The sequence below is a fragment of the Bacillus sp. COPE52 genome, from assembly GCF_003355115.1.
In the GTDB taxonomy this organism is placed as follows: Bacteria; Bacillota; Bacilli; order Bacillales; family Bacillaceae_G; genus Bacillus_A; species Bacillus_A toyonensis.
The window spans coordinates 1,218,214-1,239,116 of sequence record NZ_CP031292.1 but is presented as its reverse complement, the minus strand read 5'-3'; the positions used below and the strand labels follow the sequence as shown (position 1 = coordinate 1,239,116).

Annotated in this window: 24 protein-coding genes; 10 read left to right on the top strand and 14 right to left on the bottom strand. The window is 36.5% G+C overall.

What is annotated here, in order from left to right; translation table 11 throughout:
• Positions 1-23: 23 nt before the first annotated feature.
• The 10 genes from DPQ31_RS06190 to DPQ31_RS06145 form a co-directional block, all read right to left on the bottom strand.
• The gene (locus DPQ31_RS06190; protein ID WP_208732082.1) at positions 24-557 is read right to left on the bottom strand and encodes a CotO family spore coat protein; all 534 of its coding nucleotides are present in this window, start codon (positions 555-557) and stop codon (positions 24-26) included.
• A gap of 142 nt (positions 558-699) precedes the next feature.
• On the bottom strand, positions 700-1,470 hold the full coding sequence (gene fabI, locus DPQ31_RS06185; protein ID WP_000421885.1) for an enoyl-ACP reductase FabI: 771 nt from the start codon (positions 1,468-1,470) through the stop codon (positions 700-702).
• Between the two features lie 108 nt (positions 1,471-1,578).
• Complete coding sequence (gene rfbD, locus DPQ31_RS06180; RefSeq protein ID WP_000664678.1) at positions 1,579-2,433, bottom strand: dTDP-4-dehydrorhamnose reductase; 855 nt, start codon at positions 2,431-2,433, stop codon at positions 1,579-1,581.
• Between the two features lie 11 nt (positions 2,434-2,444).
• Positions 2,445-3,416, bottom strand: coding sequence for a dTDP-glucose 4,6-dehydratase (gene rfbB / locus DPQ31_RS06175; protein ID WP_208731683.1), 972 nt, complete (start codon positions 3,414-3,416; stop codon positions 2,445-2,447).
• 15 nt (positions 3,417-3,431) lie between these two features.
• Positions 3,432-3,977 (bottom strand): dTDP-4-dehydrorhamnose 3,5-epimerase, encoded by a 546-nt coding sequence (gene rfbC, locus DPQ31_RS06170; protein WP_208731682.1) that lies wholly within the window; start codon positions 3,975-3,977, stop codon positions 3,432-3,434.
• Between the two features lie 8 nt (positions 3,978-3,985).
• Positions 3,986-4,723 carry a sugar phosphate nucleotidyltransferase gene (locus DPQ31_RS06165; protein ID WP_208731681.1) on the bottom strand — a complete coding sequence of 246 codons (738 nt, stop codon included), beginning with the start codon at positions 4,721-4,723 and terminating at the stop codon, positions 3,986-3,988.
• 14 nt (positions 4,724-4,737) lie between these two features.
• Positions 4,738-5,418: a glycosyltransferase family protein gene (locus tag DPQ31_RS06160; RefSeq protein ID WP_000651532.1), complete on the bottom strand. Its 681-nt coding sequence runs from the start codon at positions 5,416-5,418 to the stop codon at positions 4,738-4,740.
• Between the two features lie 12 nt (positions 5,419-5,430).
• Positions 5,431-6,117 (bottom strand): glycosyltransferase family protein, encoded by a 687-nt coding sequence (locus DPQ31_RS06155; RefSeq protein WP_001271193.1) that lies wholly within the window; start codon positions 6,115-6,117, stop codon positions 5,431-5,433.
• A complete protein-coding gene (locus DPQ31_RS06150; RefSeq protein ID WP_208731680.1) occupies positions 6,114-6,803 on the bottom strand; it encodes a class I SAM-dependent methyltransferase in 690 nt (229 codons plus the stop codon). The genes DPQ31_RS06155 and DPQ31_RS06150 overlap by 4 nt, the downstream gene beginning before the upstream one ends.
• A 154-nt stretch (positions 6,804-6,957) precedes the next feature.
• Positions 6,958-8,055 carry a glycosyltransferase gene (locus tag DPQ31_RS06145; RefSeq protein WP_052943320.1) on the bottom strand — a complete coding sequence of 366 codons (1,098 nt, stop codon included), beginning with the start codon at positions 8,053-8,055 and terminating at the stop codon, positions 6,958-6,960.
• A gap of 165 nt (positions 8,056-8,220) precedes the next feature.
• Between DPQ31_RS06145 and DPQ31_RS06140 the strand changes: the two genes are divergently transcribed.
• The 7 genes from DPQ31_RS06140 to DPQ31_RS06110 all read left to right on the top strand — a co-directional run bounded on the left by DPQ31_RS06140 (position 8,221) and on the right by DPQ31_RS06110 (position 15,615).
• On the top strand, positions 8,221-9,054 hold the full coding sequence (locus tag DPQ31_RS06140) for a BclA C-terminal domain-containing protein (protein ID WP_208731679.1): 834 nt from the start codon (positions 8,221-8,223) through the stop codon (positions 9,052-9,054).
• Between the two features lie 122 nt (positions 9,055-9,176).
• Entirely contained in the window at positions 9,177-10,022 is an 846-nt protein-coding gene (locus DPQ31_RS06135; RefSeq protein WP_016108015.1) for a TylF/MycF family methyltransferase, read from the top strand.
• A 235-nt stretch (positions 10,023-10,257) separates the two neighbouring features.
• Positions 10,258-11,010: a class I SAM-dependent methyltransferase gene (locus tag DPQ31_RS06130; protein WP_208731678.1), complete on the top strand. Its 753-nt coding sequence runs from the start codon at positions 10,258-10,260 to the stop codon at positions 11,008-11,010.
• A 13-nt stretch (positions 11,011-11,023) separates the two neighbouring features.
• Positions 11,024-11,953, top strand: a complete 930-nt coding sequence (locus DPQ31_RS06125) for a glycosyltransferase family 2 protein (RefSeq protein ID WP_016108013.1) — start codon at positions 11,024-11,026, stop codon at positions 11,951-11,953.
• 143 nt (positions 11,954-12,096) lie between these two features.
• The gene (locus DPQ31_RS06120) at positions 12,097-13,257 is read left to right on the top strand and encodes an FtsW/RodA/SpoVE family cell cycle protein (RefSeq protein ID WP_000655682.1); all 1,161 of its coding nucleotides are present in this window, start codon (positions 12,097-12,099) and stop codon (positions 13,255-13,257) included.
• 75 nt (positions 13,258-13,332) lie between these two features.
• Positions 13,333-14,073: a bis(5'-nucleosyl)-tetraphosphatase PrpE gene (gene prpE, locus DPQ31_RS06115; RefSeq protein ID WP_000872707.1), complete on the top strand. Its 741-nt coding sequence runs from the start codon at positions 13,333-13,335 to the stop codon at positions 14,071-14,073.
• 153 nt (positions 14,074-14,226) lie between these two features.
• Positions 14,227-15,615: a peptidase G2 autoproteolytic cleavage domain-containing protein gene (locus tag DPQ31_RS06110; RefSeq protein WP_098824709.1), complete on the top strand. Its 1,389-nt coding sequence runs from the start codon at positions 14,227-14,229 to the stop codon at positions 15,613-15,615.
• Between the two features lie 48 nt (positions 15,616-15,663).
• On the opposite strand, the gene DPQ31_RS06105 is transcribed toward DPQ31_RS06110, so the two are convergent.
• From DPQ31_RS06105 to DPQ31_RS06090, 4 genes are read right to left on the bottom strand one after another with little or no spacing between them, the layout of a single operon-like run.
• Complete coding sequence (locus DPQ31_RS06105) at positions 15,664-16,557, bottom strand: RluA family pseudouridine synthase (RefSeq protein WP_001079113.1); 894 nt, start codon at positions 16,555-16,557, stop codon at positions 15,664-15,666.
• A 14-nt stretch (positions 16,558-16,571) separates the two neighbouring features.
• A complete protein-coding gene (locus DPQ31_RS06100; RefSeq protein ID WP_000673191.1) occupies positions 16,572-17,369 on the bottom strand; it encodes an NAD kinase in 798 nt (265 codons plus the stop codon).
• A gap of 17 nt (positions 17,370-17,386) precedes the next feature.
• Positions 17,387-18,025, bottom strand: a complete 639-nt coding sequence (locus DPQ31_RS06095) for a GTP diphosphokinase (RefSeq protein ID WP_001081482.1) — start codon at positions 18,023-18,025, stop codon at positions 17,387-17,389.
• Between the two features lie 30 nt (positions 18,026-18,055).
• Positions 18,056-18,427 (bottom strand): UPF0738 family protein, encoded by a 372-nt coding sequence (locus tag DPQ31_RS06090; RefSeq protein WP_001180013.1) that lies wholly within the window; start codon positions 18,425-18,427, stop codon positions 18,056-18,058.
• Positions 18,428-18,571: 144 nt separating this feature from the next.
• Here DPQ31_RS06090 and DPQ31_RS06085 point away from each other — a divergent pair, with 144 nt between their 5' ends.
• The 3 genes from DPQ31_RS06085 to DPQ31_RS06075 all read left to right on the top strand — a co-directional run bounded on the left by DPQ31_RS06085 (position 18,572) and on the right by DPQ31_RS06075 (position 20,623).
• On the top strand, positions 18,572-19,150 hold the full coding sequence (locus tag DPQ31_RS06085; RefSeq protein WP_000191111.1) for a CYTH domain-containing protein: 579 nt from the start codon (positions 18,572-18,574) through the stop codon (positions 19,148-19,150).
• Positions 19,151-19,331: 181 nt separating this feature from the next.
• On the top strand, positions 19,332-19,730 hold the full coding sequence (locus DPQ31_RS06080; RefSeq protein ID WP_000043381.1) for a globin domain-containing protein: 399 nt from the start codon (positions 19,332-19,334) through the stop codon (positions 19,728-19,730).
• Positions 19,730-20,623: a ClpXP adapter SpxH family protein gene (locus DPQ31_RS06075; protein ID WP_000360648.1), complete on the top strand. Its 894-nt coding sequence runs from the start codon at positions 19,730-19,732 to the stop codon at positions 20,621-20,623. The genes DPQ31_RS06080 and DPQ31_RS06075 overlap by 1 nt, the downstream gene beginning before the upstream one ends.
• Positions 20,624-20,903 lie beyond the last annotated feature (280 nt).

The following is a 20,903-nucleotide window of genomic DNA, read 5'->3' as shown; positions in this document are numbered from 1 at the left end:
AGGTTTCTACCACCTTTACATATTTAAAAGCCGGCCATATCAATCGATTTGATGTCTTCTATAGATAACCGAACATCTCTCATACTATTTGGTGGCATAATGGATACAATGCCATTACGATACGATATAATCGATCCTATATATGAGACGGTAGTCGTTCTTATCCTACATCTTACTTTCGGAATGTAATGAGGACGATTTAATAAAAAATGAATTTTTTCTTCATTATCCATATCCTTAAATGATTTATTATATGGGACGGCTCTCACTTGCTGTTGTTCTTCTTGCTCTTCTTGTTTCTCTTCTTCTATTTTTTCTTCTATTTTTTCTTCTATTTGCTGCTCTTCTTGTTCTATCACCTCTTCCACAGCACTACTTACAACATTTTCGTTTCTATTACTTTTCTCTTTTCGGTCCTCATCTTCAAAATTCGTTAATATAATTCGTTTTATTTTCGGTGCAGCAAGTTCTAAATTTACTTGCGCAATATATAACAACGGTTTTCCAACTGTTGAACTTTTATTTTTATTCTTCACACTCGTCCCTCCCACTTCCATACGTCGCTGAATAAATCGTGTACTATTATAGTTATATTCATAACGTGGCAAGAACTTTCGTTAAAAATCGTTCTTTCTGAGAACAATAAAAAAGGACAGCCTCAACGTTTAGAGACTGTCCTTTAAAAACTATAATTAATATTTATCCTAAAATATGATATCCTGAATCAACGTGAATATTTTCTCCTGTTACACCGCGTGCTAAATCACTGAATAGGAATACTGCTGTATCTCCAACCTCTTCTGGCGTTGTAGTACGACGAAGTGGTGCACGCTCCTCGATTTCTCTTAAGATTGAGTTGAAATCGCCTACACCTTTCGCAGATAACGTACGAATTGGTCCTGCAGAAATAGCGTTCACACGAATGCCATGTTGGCCTAAATCGTTCGCTAAATATTTTACGCTCGCTTCTAATGAAGCTTTCGCAACACCCATAACGTTATAATTTTTCACAACGCGCTCACCGCCAAGGTATGTTAACGTTAAAATATTTCCGCCTTCTGTCATTACTTTCTTCGCTTCTCTTGCTACAGCTGTTAAAGAGAATGCACTAATATTTTGTGCAAGTAAAAATCCATCGCGAGAAGTATCTACAAATTCACCTTTTAAATCATCACGATTTGCAAAAGCAATACAATGTGCTACACCGTGAATTGTACCAACTTCTTGCTTAATCGTTTCAAAGCAAGCTGTAAGTTCTTCATCATTCGTTACATCACAAGGTAATACAAGTGATTCTTGTCCTTCTAATGTGTCCGCTAATTCACGAACATTTCTTTCTAAACGTTCTCCTGCATATGTGAATATTAATTTTGCACCTGCATTATGCAAAGAGCGAGCAATTCCCCATGCAATACTTCTTTGGTTCGCAACGCCCATAACAACAAATGTTTTCCCTTGTAATAGTTCCATGATATATCCTCCCAGAAATACTTATACTTGTTATTAGTACCTGATACTATAATTATAGTACCATAAAACCGCTTAAAGGCAAACAAAAAAGTCATTAACATAAATTTGTTAATGACTTTTTGTTTCTATAAAAAAACGTTCTAATCCTTCTTCCCAAGAAGGCATTTGTAAAAAACCATTTAATCTTAGCATGTTATGTTGAAAGATAGAATATTTCGGCCTCGCAGCCTCCGATCCAAATTCTTCCGTTGAAACAGGTAATACATTCACATTCATATTTGCATAAGAAAATATTTTTTGTGCAAATTCAAACCAAGAACATGATCCTCTATTGGATACGTGATATGTACCGTATAAAGAAGTGTGAATGAGCTTATTAACCATCATATTTAAATCTGCCACGTACGTAGGAGAGCCAATTTGATCCGCTACAACGGTTATTTCATCTTTTTCTTTACCTAATCGCATCATCGTTTTCACAAAATTACTTCCATATTTACCATACAGCCACGATGTACGAACGATAAAATATTTATTATGTAACTCTTTGACGAACTGCTCCCCCGCATACTTAGAGGCCCCGTATATATTTATCGGCGCTGGATTATGAAATTCCCCATACCCATCCGGTCTTGCGCCCTGAAATACATAATCGGTACTAATGTAAACTAATTTAGCCCCTACTAATTGTGAAGCAACCGCTACATTTCGAGCTCCTATTGCATTTATTAAATAAGCAAGATCTTGTTCTTTCTCAGCACGGTCCACCTTCGTATAAGCTGCACAATGAATGATTATATGTGGTCTTATCTCTTGTACCACTTGTTGAACTCGGGATATGTTTGTTACATCTAGTAACTTTTTATCAAAAGGATATATGTCATATTCTTCAGGACTTAACTCTTCTTGCAGTTGCTTTCCTAACTGACCATTTGCTCCTGTTATGATAACCCGCTCTTTCATTTTCATGCCCCTTACTTTTCTTTTAGTGGTTTCCACCATTCTATATGATTTTCATACCATTCCACTGTTTCTTTTAGCCCTTGTTCAAACGTATACTGCGGTTCCCAATCAAACTCATTCTTCATTTTGTGTGCATCAATTGCATAACGACGATCATGACCTAAACGATCTGTAACAAATTCAATATCTTTTTCTGTTTTACCTAAGAGAGTAATAATTTGTTCCACAACATCTACATTTCTTTTTTCATTATTTCCGCCTATATTATATACTTCTCCTAAACGCCCCTTATGCAAAACGATGTCAATTGCACTGCAATGATCCTTTACATGTAACCAATCTCTTACATTTAATCCATCACCATATAACGGTAGTTTTTTTCCTTCCAGCGCATTCGTAACCATTAATGGAATTAATTTTTCGGGATATTGATACGGCCCATAGTTATTGGAACAACGCGTCACTATAACTGGTAATTTATATGTTTTATAATAAGATAAAGCTATCATGTCCGCGCTCGCCTTACTTGAAGAATACGGACTATTTGGAGCTAATGGGGTTTCCTCAGTAAACTTTCCTGTTTTCCCTAAAGAACCATATACTTCATCTGTTGATACTTGTACGAGCTTAATATGCGGATACTTTTTCACTAATTCTAATAAAGTGACTGTCCCGATTACGTTTGTATCATAAAAAGGGATCGGATCTTCAATGCTACGATCTACATGTGATTCAGCTGCGAAATTTACAACTACTTGCACGTCACGTTCCTTAATAACATGTTCCAGCAGCTCTCCATTTTGAATTTCCCCTTTTACAAAAAAGTAATTCGGATGATCTTGAAGAGACTTTACGTTATTTAAATTTCCGCTATATGTTAATGCATCGAAATTTATTATTTTATATGTTTCATAGCTTTGTAACATGTAATGGACAAAGTTACTTCCAATAAATCCGGCCCCACCTGTTACTAATATATTCATAAACAACTCTCCTACTCAAAAGCTATCTTCACATTCCTGAAGTAACGGTAATATTCGATCTTTATCAGACAAAATAGGACTTGTTACTGGCCATGAAATCGCTAATTCTTTATCGTTCCAAAGCACACCAGAGTCATGATTAGCACTATAATATTCATCTACTTTATACATAACAATAGTATGCGGGACAAGTGTACAAAAACCATGTGCAAATCCTTTTGGCACTAATAATTGCCTGTGGTTATCTGCGCTTAAAATATATCCTCTCCACTGTTTAAAGGTTGGTGAATCTCTTCGCAAATCAACGATAACATCATAGATTGCTCCTTGCATAACTTGAATAAGTTTCGTTTGTGCTTTCGGATTTTTTTGAAAGTGTAATCCGCGAATTGTTCCCGCTTCTGCTGAATAAGAAACATTATCCTGTACAAATGAATACGTAACCCCTAATGTTTCTAGCACCTTCTTATTATAACTTTCAGTAAAAAAGCCACGCTCATCTCCAAATAACCTCGGTTCTAACAATTTTGCATCGGTAAAGTTTGTTTCTATAACTTTCATATTCTCACCTATTCTCCGTTAAACTGTTTCCCAAAGTTCATATCCCGTGCTAACGTATTCGCCCTTTGAAGAGAAGCATGAGTTCCCGCATCCGTCCACCAACCGCTCATTTCATTATAAGTAAGTACTCCTCGTTTTAAATACCAATTATTTATATCTGTAATTTCAAGTTCTCCCCTTGCGGAAGGTTTTAATTCTTTTATATAGGAAAAGACTTTCGAATCATACAAATAAATTCCCGTAACAGCATAAGAGCTTTTCGGCTCTTTCGGCTTTTCTTCAATTTCAATTATTTTTCGGTTTTGAATATGCGCTACACCAAACCTTTCAGGATCTTCTACAGATTGCAATAGCACTTTCGCACCTTCTTTTTGCTTTGTAAACTCTTCAACATACGGATAAATATCATCTGAAAAAATATTATCTCCTAATATAACTACCATACGATCATTTCCGACGAAATCTTCACAAAGACCTAAAGCTTGTGCAATCCCGCCCGCTTTATCTTGCACCCGATACGTAAAAGACACGCCAAATTCGTGGCCACTTCCTAAAAAGCTAACAACATCTCCCATATGCTCTTTACCTGTAATTATCATAATATCTGTAATCCCGCATTGTTTTAGCTTATATACTGCATGATAAATCATTGGATACCGTCCAACAGGAAGCAAATGTTTATTCGTGACTTTCGTAATTGGATATAGTCTCGATCCAGTTCCGCCCGCTAAAATAATCCCTTTCATCCTACATCTCTCCCTTATGATGGAGATAGTATATCTTTATACTGTTCTACAAACACTTTCCGATACTTCTCGTATGTATCGGCATCAAACTCATCTCCGTTATAATGAATACACCATAAATTTGCTTGATTAGGGATACCAATTAGATAGCCAGCCTTTTGAAACTCTAAAGACTGTGAAACGTCATAAAAGTGGAATCCTTGAAATAAATCTTCTCGCCACGGAATATCATACTGCGTTGCCATGAGTAAACCATCGATTGCCTGCACTGACATAAAAGATTGATTTCCATAAAACCCTTGATCTAAATTTAATAATTGATAATTCCGTCTTCTATACTCAATCACTTTCCCCACTAAATTTTTCCCTTCCCACCATATCCCGTTACTCGGTAAAAACTGAGCACCAGCGACTCCAATTAAACCAAGTTTTTCATTTTCTTTAAAAAGAGAAATAAGATTATAAAACATATCACGATTAATAAGGTACGTGTCTTGATGTATATATACTTTATACTTTGCTGGAAATGAAAGAGCACGGTTATATGCACTTGCCATACTTTTTGCATCTCGTATCGGGAAAATTTGCACAGCATAGCCAGGGGGAACAAAAATGTTTCTTATTTGCCTCTCGCATTGCTCGAAAAGCTTTTCATTATTTACACAAACAACGACTAATATTGTGTGATCTTTCATTTTGTAGCCCCTCTATTCTTCCTTATTCACATCTGACATATAGTTTTCTACAAATACTTTTCTATATTTTTCATAGTTTGTCATATTCACATCGAAATGATAATGAATACACCAAGCATCGCGCTGTACAGGTACACCGACTGTATATCCTGCTTTTTTAAATTCAAATGATTGAGATACATCATAAAAGTCAAATCCGTCAAATAAGTCTTCTCGCCACGGGATATCATATTGTGTTGCCATTAACAAACCGTCAATACATTCAACAGGAATAAACGTCTTTGATTCATGAAATGGTTGCTCTAAACTTGCCATATAAAACAAATCGTTCATATAACCAATGACTTTCCCGACAATTCCACGCCCTTCGTTCCATATACCAGTTGGAGGAACATATTGCGATCCAACCATCCCAATCATTCCAAGATGTTCATGTTCCTCAAATAATTGAATTAATCCGTATAAAAAGGCTGCGTTTATAATAAATACATCTTGGTGTAAATACACTTTATACTTTGCTGGATGTGAAATGGCTTGATTGTATCCGCTCGTCATGCTTTTTGCATTTCGAATCGGCATGAATTGTATAGTATATCCAGGAGGTACTGCCAATTTCAATATATGTCGCGCACATTGTGCATACAATTTCCGATCATTTATACATGTAACAAATAATATTGTTTTGTCTGCCGCACTCATAATTGTGATTTTTCTGCTTCAATAATATATTGAAATACAACCGTCTCAGCCATGAAGCCACTTCCAAGACGATACTTTTTACAAATTCCATATAACTCTTCAATAAGTGGCTCATATATTTTATGATCAACATATACACGATCTACTTTACTAATTGAATATCCAGCTTTTAAAAACAGTCTTAACATTTCATTAAAAGTAAAGAAACGAATATGCGTTTTATCTAACAGACCATACTCTGTATACGTCCAGTTTCCAGCGAGTAAGGGGGCTAACACCGAGATGTGAGCAACGTTCGGTATACTAGCTAAAATCACACCATTTTGTTTGATATATGGTTTCACTTTTTCTACCACAGCCCATGGATCAAACAAATGCTCTAATACGTCACCAAATATGACGCAATCAAATTGGCCCTCCTCATACGGCATATCCATTGTCTCTATATCACCTAAAACAACATGATCTAGCTTTTCTTTTGCTTTTTCCGCTGCTTCTGAAAATGCCTCAATTCCTGATACACGTGTACCATTTTCTTTTATAGTCGCTCCTAATGCACCGCTCGAGCAACCAATATCAAGAACTTCTTTCCATTCCTTTTTTATATGCTTCAATAAATTTGGATTCGCTGCATTATAATAAAAATCAGATTTTTCTTCATATAAAGAACTTTTTTCCCGATTCATTTCACACGCTCCTTATGTAAATTGAATTTGAAATATACATCTCATATGAACAAAATACACTTTATAACCAATACCATCCCTGCCGATACTCTAATATATAGCCAATCTATCATTATTAGAATCGTGACAAGTTATTTCCTAAAAATAGCATGCATTACACCTTATATTGTTTATCAAAAACACCTCGAAAATATTTACGGTTATACTCGATTGCAGCATTATTCGGAACATAAGAAGCTGCTAATTCATTGTAATAATAAGCTTTGTCTTGCTCCCCTAACTTGCTGTAGCAAATACACATTTGTAAATAAGGAAGCCATGTGTAGCTAGCTGGACTGTGAAACGGACTATCCTTTGCCAGCGGCACTTCCGTTGCTAATTTAAACCAAAATATCGCTTCATTATACTTTTGTTGATCCATATATATATATCCTATTCTTGTACAATTCTCTCCTCTAGGAACATCGTACCGAAACGATTTTGCACAAGCCTCAACTGCTTTCTCCCACAGTCCGAGCTTCGCATAACAATCCCCTAACTTACCACATGCATAGATTTTCTCTTCATACCATCCTTCATCTTGATTCAGAAATGTTTCATATAAAAGAACCGCATCATTGTATTTTTGATTATCCATAGATTCATTTGCATAATAAAACAAATCTCTCGGACTCAATTCTTCTCCAGCTGCTACAGCATTTTGAAAAATTTTCAAATTACGATCCGTTACTTCTTTTTCCTTTTTATGTGTAATAGCAATGTTGCTATTAAAAATTTCACCGGAAACCGCTAAATACTCATGTACTTTACCAAACCATTGAAACTGTTTTTCGCGCTTTACAAGCCGATACCTTCTTGTGCAATATAAAGGCTTCCCGTTAGAGTCCATTACGAGGTGATAAGGCATCGAAACAGCATCCACATTAGAATCTAATTGGCCCTTTAATTGTTTCAATGCTTCTTGAGCATCTTCTAATAATACGTCATCTGCATCTAGCCATAATATATACTGTTGCGTCGCTTTTGAAAAAGCAAAATTTCTAGCCGCCGAGAAATCATCAATCCACTGGAAATCATATATATTAGGAGTATATTTCTCTACAATTTCTTTCGTTCGATCAACAGAACCTGTATCAACTACTACAATTTCATCAACAATTTCTTCAACCCCATCCAAACATCGAGCTATTGTCTTTTCCTCATCTCGGACTATCATACATAAACTAATTGTAATGCCTTGCTTGTTCAATATAATCACCTTCTTCCAACTCAATCATATGTTATACAAACGCGAAACTTTCCACATTTTTATATTGTTCAAGTTATTTTAGATTTCTTTTCAATAATTCAAATGTCCGTGTCATTTTCTTGCGATTTTGCATCTACTATATAATGAAAGCTTTATGGAGGTGAATTTATGTCAAATAATAATTATTCAGATGGCTTAAATCCTGATGAATCATTATCAGCTAGTGCATTTGATCCTAATCTTGTAGGTCCAACTTTACCACCAATACCACCGTTTACACTTCCAACCGGGCCAACTGGACCTACTGGGCCGACTGGACCGACTGGGCCATCTGGACCGACTGGGCCAACTGGACCTACTGGGCCAACTGGACCTACTGGGCCGACTGGAGGTACTGGTACAACTGGCGCGACTGGACCGACTGGAGGTACTGGTGCAACTGGACCGACTGGGCCGACTGGAGGTACTGGCGCAACTGGACCGACTGGGCCAACTGGATCCACTGGCGCAACTGGATCCACTGGTGCGACTGGACCTACTGGACCGACTGGGCCGACTGGGCCGACTGGACCGACTGGACCGACTGGGCCATCTGGATTAGGACTTCCAGCAGGATTGTATGCATTTAACTCTGCTACAGTTTCTTTAGCTCTTGGAATTAATGATCCTGTACCGTTTAACACGGTTGGATCTCAGTTTGGTACTGCAATTTCTCAATTGGACGCTGATACTTTCATCATAAGTGAAACTGGATTCTATAAAATTACTGTTATCGCATATACTGCAGCAGTAAGTTTATTAGGTAGCCTTGCAATTCAAGTTAATGGTGTTACTGTACCAGGTGCAGGCACAAGCTTAATCTCAATTGGCGCACCTATCGTTATCCAAGCAATTACACAAATTACAATAACTCCATCAATGGTTGAAGCAGTTGTTACTGGAATTGGATTATCTCTAGCTCTTGGTACAAGTGCATCTATTATTATTGAGAAAATCGCTTAATCTTTTACTTAGCAGTAAAACTGATATTGGTTTTACTGCTTTTTCTATTTCGAATTCAATCATGAAATCTTTGCTATCTACATAATCATATTGTTGTATGACATTTTTCAGGAGGCATAAATATGGAAAATAAATCCGCTGTTCAGCTTTATCTCGAATTGCTAAAGAAGACAATTTTATTTGAAATATGGTTAGAATATGAGGAGTACTTACCTGCATCTCTACATATATCAAAAGAACTTCAATTCGAGCCAGTTACCGTACCACTCCCTTTATTCATTAAGCAATATGCCGAAAATCACAACTTAAAAATTGTAAAGCCAGATGTTTCAAAAAGTGAACGTCATGATGGACTGGATTGGCCAAGAGCAGCCCATAGTATGATTGGCCGAGAACGTATGAATCAGTTACATGAGGCAATGGAAACCGTTGTTCGTGAAAATATAGAAGGAGATTTTATCGAAACAGGTGTATGGCGCGGAGGCTCTTGCATTTTTATGAATGGCTTTTTACAAGCCAATAACATTACGAATCGTAATATTTGGGTTGCAGATTCATTTGAAGGTTTGCCAGCACCAAATTTAGAACAATATCCGAAAGACTACGGTGATTATTTACACACATTCGATTATTTACGTGTTTCTTTAGAACAAGTACAAGAAAACTTTAAAAAATATGATTTATTAAATGATCAAGTAAAATTTTTAAAAGGCTGGTTTAAAGATACTTTACCAACAGCACCAATAGAAAAGATTGCAATTGCACGACTTGATGGGGATATGTATGAATCTACGATGGATGGTCTCGTGAACTTATACGATAAAGTTTCAACAGGTGGCTATATTATTATTGATGACTATGGACTACCAGCTTGTGCAGAAGCTGTGACGGACTTTAGAAATCAAAGAAACTTAAAAGCTCCTATTACTAAAATTGATATCTTTGGTGTATATTGGCGAAAAGAATAAGAGAAATTTTGATTATAAGGAGGTTCCATTCCTATTAATCTAATACTTGAATACATGAACCGTTTTAGGAATCTCCTTGTATGTAATAAGCGGTCACATCTTATCCTCTTTCGCTATCAAATAAAACTTTAATTTCCCCATACTCCTCGTTTTGAGGTGAGATTTGTCTGTAAATATCGAGATAATATGGATACTGTATTGGTTTGCCTTTTTACTACAAGGAAGGAGTGTATTTATGAGCGAACTTGAAAAAGAAATAAAATTACTCCCCCCTCCTGGACTCGTCCAATATGTAGGTGGCGATTTTGAAAAGGTCGGTAAAGAATTCCTAAAGCATTTCATTCAAATTGGGGCTTTAAAGTCAAACGAAAAAGTATTAGATGTAGGCTGTGGCGTCGGCCGAATGGCTGTTCCATTAATGAATTACTTAACTGATGATGGAGCGTATTATGGATTTGATTTATTTAAAGAAGGTATCACTTGGTGTAAAAATAATATTACAACTACCCGTAATAATTTTCATTTTGAACACGTTGACATATACAATCAATTTTACAATCCAGAAGGAAAAGAAGATGCCTCTCACTATAAGTTTCCATATGAAGACGCGACATTCGATTTCATCTTTTTAACTTCTGTATTTACGCACCTTCTCCCAACAGAATTAGAACATTACGTATCTGAGATTGCACGTGTATTAAAAAAAGACGGGAGATGTTTTATTACGTTCTTTTTAATAAACCCTGAGTCATCCTATTATTTAAATGCAGGACTAAGTACGTTAGGATTTTATCATCAAATTGAAAATTGTTATGTCGTAAATAAAGATATTCCTAATTTCGCAGTTGCTTATCCTGAAACAGATATTTGCGCTTTATTGAATAAATATGGCTTAGAGGTAATGAATAAACCACACTATGGTTTATGGTGCGGCCGACATGAATATACAAGTTATCAAGATATTGTTCTTACAAAAAAAAGCTTCTGAAAGGAAGTTACGTATGACAAATGAAAAAAATCTACCTCTTGTTTCCATCCTTATTCCCACCTATAATAGACCACATTATTTCAAAATCGCTTTAGAAAGTGCTTTGGCACAAACTTATCCAAACATTGAAGTTATTGTAGGAGACGATAGTACGAATGATGAAACTGAAAAATTAATGCATGAAAAATACTTACTAAACCATTCCCATATAACATATATCCGGAATAGTACTACTTTAGGACAATTCCATAATGACCTCATGCTCTTAGAACAGTCTAGTGGCGAATACATAAACTTCTTAATGGACGATGACTTATTCCATAGTAATAAAATTGAGAAAATGATGTTCTATTTCCAACAAGACTTAAATCAAAAACTCGCACTTATTACATCATATCGCACTTGGATTGATGAAAATGGAGATATAATTGAAAACCATCCCGCTGTAAATAGATTGTATAGCGAAGATACCCTGCTAAGTGGGATAGATTTTGGAAACCATATGCTTTTATCTGGACAGAATATTATTGGTGAACCTACGACTGTACTCTTTCGAAGGCGACTATTAACAGAACCTTTTGGTACTCTAAATGAAAGGAACTATTGTTGTAGTGTTGATATGGCCTCTTGGATGGGTTTACTTTCAAAAGGTGATGCATTTTATATCACTGAACCTTTAAGTTCCTTTCGCTTTCATGATGGACAGCAAGTACACCATAAATTACTTGAAGGATCTGAAGATTTTTCACATCTCGTTTTAACCTCAAAAAAGTATGGTTTCTTACAAGATTTCAATGATTATAGAACTAGTCTGCTCAAAGCCTATGAGTGGTGTATGGGTGCATTCGAGTTTTATAAACAATACCCCAATCTCATTCCAGATGCACATATACGTCTTTCTCGTTGTTTAAATATAATTATAAAAGAGCTAAATCCACGATAGCTTTGCATAAGGGAGGAGCTATTCCTCCCTATTATGTATGACTTTACATAAATAGTGGAATAAATGTATGGACAGTCTGCTTATATTACTTTTAGAATGACGTCATCAACATATTTACTAGGCGATAGAAAGGATTACATACAGTGAAAGATACGAATTCTCAATATCAAATAGACTACGTATTACTATTCATTTTATTTGCCATTGGGACTGTTAGTTGCTTTGCTATTGCAAGTGCGCAAACCTCTTTACCACCATTTTTACAAAATGTAAATTTTGCACTCAAGCAAATACAATGGTACTTCATTGGATTTGTCGCTATTAGTGTTATTATGATTATCGATTTCGATCGGTACCAAAAAATTGCTTGGTATTTATATAGCTTTGCAATGATATTACTTATCGGGCTAGAACTTCAGGTTCCAGGTGCCGTTACAATTAAAGGGGCTACCGCTTGGTACAGGCTCCCAGGCATCGGAAATTTTCAACCTTCAGAAATTATGAAATTATTTTTAATTATCGTCATTGGACGAATTATAGCTAATCATAACGAAAAATATTTTTTTCGAACACCTCGTGAAGATTTTATCTTACTCGGAAAAATATTCGCAACGAGTTTGCCACCGCTACTACTTATTGCAAAAGAACCTGATTTAGGAAACACAATGGTAATTTCAGCGATGCTGGCAGCAATGATACTAGTTTCCGGTATACGTTGGCGCTTTATTTTCGGATTAGTCTCCGTTATTTTCACAGCAGGTGTTACCTTAACGTATATTTATATTGCTCATACAGAATTCTTTAAGGAGTATATCTTAAAAGAATACCAATTAAACCGCTTCTATGGTTGGCTGGCCCCTTACGAATATGACGCGCAAGGCTATCAATTAAGACAAGCTTTTTTAGCTACTGGATCAGGAGAAATGCAAGGAAAAGGTTGGGAAAATGGACAAGTATACTTTCCAGAACCACATACAGATTTTATTTTCACTAATGTCGCTGAGCAATTCGGATTTTTAGGCGCAAGTGTCATTATTGCACTTTTTTTCCTACTTATTTTCCGCATGATTCATATCGCTTTAGAAAGTAATGACCCTTTCGGTAGTTACATCTGCGCTGGTACAATCGGAATGTTTACTTTTCAAGTATTTCAAAATATCGGGATGACAATCGGATTACTACCTATTACAGGAATCACATTACCCCTTATGAGCTACGGAGGAAGTTCGTTGCTTACATACATGATTGCAATTGGATTTATTTTAAACGTTCGCTCACGAACGAAAGTTTTTATGTTTAAATAAATCGTGCAAAAAACGATATTTTTATCTCTATCCTTTTTTAGTTATACTAATGAAAAATAGGCTGGAGGTTTACATATGAAATATGACATTATAGGTGACATTCATGGCTGCTTCCAAGAGTTTCAAAACTTAACGACGAAACTAGGATATAAATGGAATAGTGGCATGCCAGTTCATCCCGACGAGCGAAAGCTGGCATTCGTTGGTGATATTACAGACCGTGGCCCTCATTCATTACATATGATTGAACTTGTATGGGAACTTGTCATACATAAAAAAGAGGCTTATTACGCTCCTGGAAATCACTGTAATAAGCTGTACCGATTTTTCCTCGGACGTAATGTGACAATCGCTCACGGACTTGAAACAACTGCTGCTGAATACGAAGCACTATCTTTTCAAAAACAGCAAATCATAAAAGAAAAGTTCATCACTCTTTATGAAAATTCCCCTTTATATCACGTGCTCGATGAGAAAAGGTTAATTGTATGTCACGCTGGCATTCGGAAAGATTACATCGGAAGGCAAGATAAAAAAGTACAAACGTTTGTATTATATGGCGATATTACAGGTGAAAAACATGATGATGGCTCTCCTGTCCGTCGCGACTGGGCGAAAGAATATAAGGGCGACGCTTGGATTATATATGGACATACACCAGTAAAAGAACCTCGTTTTGTAAATCATACAGTCAATATCGATACTGGCGCTGTATTTGGAGGTAAACTAACTGGATTACGTTATCCTGAAATGGAGACCGTTTCTGTCCCTTCTTCCCTTCCTTTTGTCCCTGAGAAATTCCGCCCAATTTCATAATCCTCTCTACTTCGTACAATTCACGAATAACGAGAGATTATCATATTTTCTAGATGTATCCTATATAAATCTAGGTAAAGCAATTAAAAAAAGATGCAATAAAGTGCATCTTTTTTTAATTGCACGACATATAATGTCGCAGGAGGTGACAGAATGAAGAAAAAATCTTCTCAACAAAAAAGAAAATTCCACCCTTTATATCAGCCCATGTATGGAATTAACAACTGGTGCGGCATTCGAGCTGCAGCTATAGAAGAACTAGAAGAACAAGAGTCATCAAAAAAGAGCAAAGCTAAAACAAAATATGTCTCTTTAGAAAATGCTGTAATGAGTCGCATAATCAATCGTAGAAAAGTAAAGATGCAACAAAAAAATAAACATCTCTCTCATCACGATGAACAAATACTGCATTCTGAAGAAAAACAGGAAAATACGGAAGAGAACATTCCTGTAGCAATAAATAAAAAAATACAACCAGAAATTCCAACCGATATTATAAACCAAGTAAAAAAAATAAAAGAAGCATTAACTCCATCAAATAATATACAAACAGAAAAAACGATCATAATTCAGACTCCTGCACCTGAAAATACGAAAGTAAAAAAAGAAGGCCGATATTCACATGCAGAGGGGCTTCACTCTCATGCAGAGGGTACAGTTTCACATGCAGAAGGACTTCTTACACACGCAAAAGCAACTTGCTCCCATGCAGAAGGATCGAAAACAAAAGCAACTGGACATAGTTCGCATAGTGAAGGAAGTGAAACGACAGCAGGCGGCTCTTATTCTCACGCGGAAGGTAAACATACGATTGCTTTAGGCGAAGCAGCACACGCAGAAGGAACCGCAACTATCGCTAATGGATTCTCTTCTCATGCGGAAGGTAATCATACATCAACAGCTCATTTTGCAGGAAGCCATATTATGGGACGATTCGGCACGGCCGAAGAAGCCTATTCTTGGTTTATTGCAAATGGAACAAACGATACCGATCATAATATCGGTGCTAAATGGCTTGCTCATAATGGAGAAATGTACATTGAGGGTGCTTCTTACAATGCAGGCGGAACGGATTTTGCACAAATGTTTGAAACCGCGGACCATAAAGCTATTGATGTCGGTTATTTCGTTACATTTAGTAGCGAAGAAAAAATTCGGATAGCTACTTCAAACGATTCTTTCATTTTAGGAATATCTAGTGCAACCCCCGCTATTATAGGAAATAGTGGTGCTTTAAGTTGGCAAAAGCGCTATAAAACAGATAACTTTGGAAAGCGTCAATATGTACGTACAGAAACACAAGAAATACAACCACTTTTAAATACAGAATGGGATCCAGCTTGCAAATATATAGCAAGAAAAGACCGTTCTGGTTGGCTTCCTGTCGGATTAATTGGACAAATGTTAGTACGTGATGATGGCACTTGCGAACCGCATGGATATTGTCGTCCAAATGATGACGGCATTGCTACAAAAGCTGAAAGTGGATTTTTCGTTATTAAGCGTACGGATGATAATCAAATTTTAATATTATTCCGCTAAGAAAAAAGGGACCAAAATTCTTTATTACATAAGAATTTTGGTCCCTTTTTAAGCGTGCATTAATAACTGCTGCATATCGCTTGGAATCGTCGTAGCAAAAGACATTTCCTTTTCTAAAATAGGATGATAAAACGCCAAAGATGTACTGTGAAGTGCTTGTCGTTTCATTTCATCCCTTCTTCCTCCATATAAGTCATCACCAAGTAACGGATGTCCTATATGAGCCATATGCACGCGGATTTGATGCGTTCTTCCTGTCTCAAGTTCAAGAGATACATGCGTCTTTTGCGAGGAACTATGAATCACTCTAAAATGAGTAACTGCCCTCTGTCCATCCTCACAAACTGTTCGTTCAATGATGCTATCTGACTTTCTACCAATCGGTGCATCAATCGTTCCTTCACGTTTTATCATCTCTCCATGAACAATTGCTTCATACGTTCGTTTCACAGCTTTTTGTTGATGTTGTTTCGATAAAAGATGATGTACGAAACGATTTTTTGCAATAAGCATGAGTCCTGACGTATCACGATCCAACCTTGTTACAATGTGCACCGTACTGGCAAGATGCTGCTTATCATAATAAGACAAAAGCGCGTTAGCAACACTTCCCTCTGGATGTTCTCTAGACGGAATCGTTGACATGTTCGCTTCTTTATTGATGACAAGAACTGCATCATCTTCATATACAATGCATAGTGGGATATCTTCCGCAATCATCCCTTCACTTCTTTCTTCCACTGGAAAAAAAACACGTAATTGTTCGCCCGCTTGTAGTTGATGACGAACGCTTGCATATTGACCATTTACTTCAATGGCTCCGCCATGAAACTTTATATCCGTTAAAGCAGCTTTAGAAATCCCTTTTGTTTTCAAAAATTCTCTAACTAAAGTTCCCTCTTCAGCTGACTCTATATCCCATTTCAATGTAAATCTGTTCAATATATAAACCCCTTCTATTTATCTGCAACAAACGAGTCACGGACACGTTTCCAGAATGGGAACGGGCGGAAACGAACAAATCGCACTTTCTCGTTTGCAACGCGATACTGGATTGATTTCACATCTTGATGAACCATCGTTAAATGGTCCACCGTAATTTGTAAGTTCATCCCTGGAGCCGGCTTCAACACACATGTATGATGCTTCGGCAATACAAGCGGCGAGCCTACAGTACGAAACACACGGTTGTTAATGGATGCCATTTCTGCAATTTGAATTGCTTCAATAGAAGGGTGAATAATTGCACCGCCAAGTGCTTTATTATAGGCAGTACTTCCTGAAGGAGTTGAGATACATAGACCATCCCCGCGGAATGTTTCAAAGTACTCTCCCCGTATTTCCACTTCTGTTACTAATGTGCCCTCTGCACTTTTTACAGTCGCTTCATTCATCGCTAAATACTGTGACTCTTTACTTCCATTCACATAGCGAATAATCACTTCTAAAAGCGGATATTCCACCACTTGGAATGGCGTTTTAGCAATCGCAATTACTAATTTCTCTACTTCTGTCGGTAACCAATCTGCATAGAAACCTAAATGCCCTGTATGTACACCAACAAATGCTGTTTCATCCAATCGATTATAATAACGATGAAACGCATATAAAAGCGTTCCATCTCCCCCAACAGAAATTACAATATCGGGTTCCTTTTCATCCATAATGAATCCAAAATCTAGCAAGTACTCTTTCATCGTGCTTGCTAGTGTATCTGATGATTGATCTCCCTTTGACATAATTGTAAATTTCATCGCCAACACCCTTTAGTTTATGATTCGGAATCTTTCGTTTCTTGCTTTCTTGAAAAAGCCTTTTGTGCTTCTTGAATTTCAAGACGAATAGAAGACATTTCTTCATCCAATAAAAACGCCGCTTCCGCTGCACGTTGCAAGCGTATTTTAATATCTTCAGGAAAACGCCCACTATATTTATAATTCAAAGAATGCTCAATCGTTGCCCAAAAGTTCATTGCTAGCGTGCGTATTTGGATTTCTACCAATACTTTTTGTTCCCCTTGAATCGTTTGAACAGGATAACTAATAACAACGTGATAAGAGCGATAACCGCTATCTTTCTTTTGCGTAACATAATCACGCTCTTCCACGATTTCAAAGTCATTTCGTTTTCGGAGATATTCTACAACAGGCTTAATCTCATCAACAAATTGACACATCATTCGAAGGCCCGCGATATCCTGCATATCTTCTCTGAGCCGGTCTAGCGGTACATTTCTCTTCTCCGCTTTATCAATGATACTTGCAACCGACTTTACCCTTCCTGTTACAAACTCAATTGGAGAATGCTCTGTTAACATTGCAAATTGAGTACGCATTCCTTTTAGTTTCACTTTCAGCTCTGCCACCGCTTGATGGTAAGGTGCTAAAAATTCTTCCCAATTTCGATTCATTTCAACCACCACCAAAATCAATCCATTTGCTTATAGAAATACTTTTTCTACAGCAGTTACTAGTTCTTCTCCGTAATTTGCATTACCTTCAATATTTTCAACTAAATATTCTACTTCTTCTTTTAAACCTTCTAATTCCATTTCAACATCATTCACTTGAATAAACATCGCTGTATCTTTATTCATTGCTTCACGCATTGCTTCCCAGCATGTATGCGGAATACTTACATATATGAAAGATGATTCGTTTTCTAAGATATATAAAAATGATAAATTGTCTGAGTCTACAAGTACGTGATTACGCGCACTTAACTCCTTTACCTCTATTTCAGTATTTTCCGCACAAAAAATAAGCGCATTCTCTCTCATTTCTACGCTCTTTACTTGAATTTTATTTTGCATGCTCGAACTCCTCCATCTCAACTTCCTGTCTTACTTAACAGTATTATTGTATCATAACATGGACGCAAACAAATAAAACATTGAACCAAATTTGTGAAAAAGCGATAATGTGTAAAGAATTATTTTTCAAAAGGAGCGCATACAATGACACAAGAAATTGAAATTGAATTTAAAAATATCGTTACAGAAGAAGAATTCCAATCATTATGCAAATCTTTTTCTATTGAAGCTTTCACGAAACAAGTGAATCACTACTTTGAAACGCCCGACTTTTCATTAAAAGAAGCTGGTTCTGCACTTCGTATTCGTCATAAAGGGGAAACTTATACATTAACGTTAAAACAACCTGCAGAAATCGGCTTGTTAGAAACGCATCAAGTTGTAACCGAGGCCGAAGCAAAAATGATGATGGAAACAAACACAATCATTCAAGGTGCTGTAGTAGACCAACTACACAAATTACAAATTCCTGTTTCCGCTTTAACTTATATGGGCAGTTTAACAACTGAAAGAGCTGAAACATTATTTGAAGGCGGAACGCTTGTCTTTGATCATAGTTTCTATTACAATCACGATGATTATGAAATTGAATATGAAGTGCAAGACGAAGAAACAGGAAAAGCTGCATTTATTCATTTGTTAACACAGCATAACGTACCAGTTCGCCATACAAATAACAAAGTAAAACGCTTTTTCCTTGCCAAACAAAACAAAGCACGCTAAAGTGAAAATTCCACTAGTGAATCCGTTCTACTAGTGGATACATCTCACTTCTTAAAAAGTAAAAGGTTCATTTACACCTGTAGAAGAAGCAAAGAATGTTAGGAAGGCTGTTTATTTGCCCTCTCGAACATTCCATTGCTACAATAGATATACATTTCATGGAAAAAGGAGTTTATAAAGGATGAGCAAGCAACCGATGACACCATTTGAAGCAATTGGCGGTGAACAATGCATTGCAATATTAGTAGACACATTTTATTCCTATGTCAGTAAACACCCTGACTTATCTCCCATCTTCCCGGATGATTTAACAGAAACAGCTAGGAAGCAAAAACAATTTTTAACACAATATTTAGGTGGTCCTAATTTGTACACTGAAGAACATGGTCATCCTATGTTAAGAGCACGCCATCTTCCGTTTGAGATTACGCCAAAACGAGCAGAGGCTTGGCTATCATGTATGGAGCAAGCAATGGATGACACAGGAGTACACGGTCATATAAGAGAGTTCGTTTTTGAACGTTTAGCATTAACTGCTCAGCATATGGTTAATACTCCAAACGAAACAGGTGAAATATAATGGATAAACAGGAAGCAAAGCATATCAATATGCCATCTCCTTCCGCATGTGAGCATAAGTCTGTAGAAGCATATTTATTTATTGATCCACTTTGTAAAGATTGCTGGGAAATTGAACCCTTTATTATTAAACTATGGCTTGAATACGGGAAATACTTCTCTATTCGTCATATTGTAACTGGAAAAGTGGATGGAACGAACGCTTCCTCACACAAATGGAATAAACCTGCTAATATTCGATTTGTGTGGGAAAAGACGACAAGTTTACAAGGTTTTTCATGTGATGGAAAAGTACATATGCAAGAGGCATCATCAACACCATATTTAGTTTCGATGGCAATTAAAGCAGCGGAGTTACAAGGCCGAAAAGCAGGTTCGAAGTTTTTGCGAAAACTCCAAGAATACATTTTCCTTGAAAATGTATCAAACCCTGACTGCGAATTATTGCTTGCATGTGCAAAAGATAGCAATATTGATGTAGAAGAATTTAAAAAAGATCTACATTCCGCCAGCGCAAAAAAAGCTTTCCAATGTGACTTAAAATTCACAAATGAAATGCATATTACAGAAATACCTTCCCTCGTCTTTTTTCATGCGAACTCAGATGAAGAAGGCATTAAAATCGCTGGAACTTATTCCTATGATGTATACGTACAATTATTAAAAGAGCTCGTAAAATGTGAAATCGAGCCAGAACCATTACCGCCTTTAGAAATGTTACTAGAAGCAACGCAATTTATATCTTCAAAAGAAGTAGCATTTATATATGACTGCTCGCAACAAGAGATCGAGCGCGAACTAAAAAAATTACAACTGAAACGCAAAGTACAAATGATTGACGTAAAATGTGAGCGTTATTGGAAATGGATAGCAATAGAAAAAGACCTGGTGTAAACACCAGGTCTTTTTCTTTACGGCTTATAAAAATATTAAAGGGGATGGGAGAAATTTTCACGTTCAAACAAAGGGGTATATGTTTGTATGTGAATTCGTTCACGCTTATTATATTACAAGATTCGACGTCAGATGACAACCCCTTTTGTCGAATTTCACACTTTTGTCACATTCTAAACGTTTTCATTTTTGAATAAGCTATATAAAAGCCCTTTAGGAGGTGTTTTTCATAAAGAAATCCTATATTTTACTAATTTTTTCATGTGTCCTTGTTTCTTTT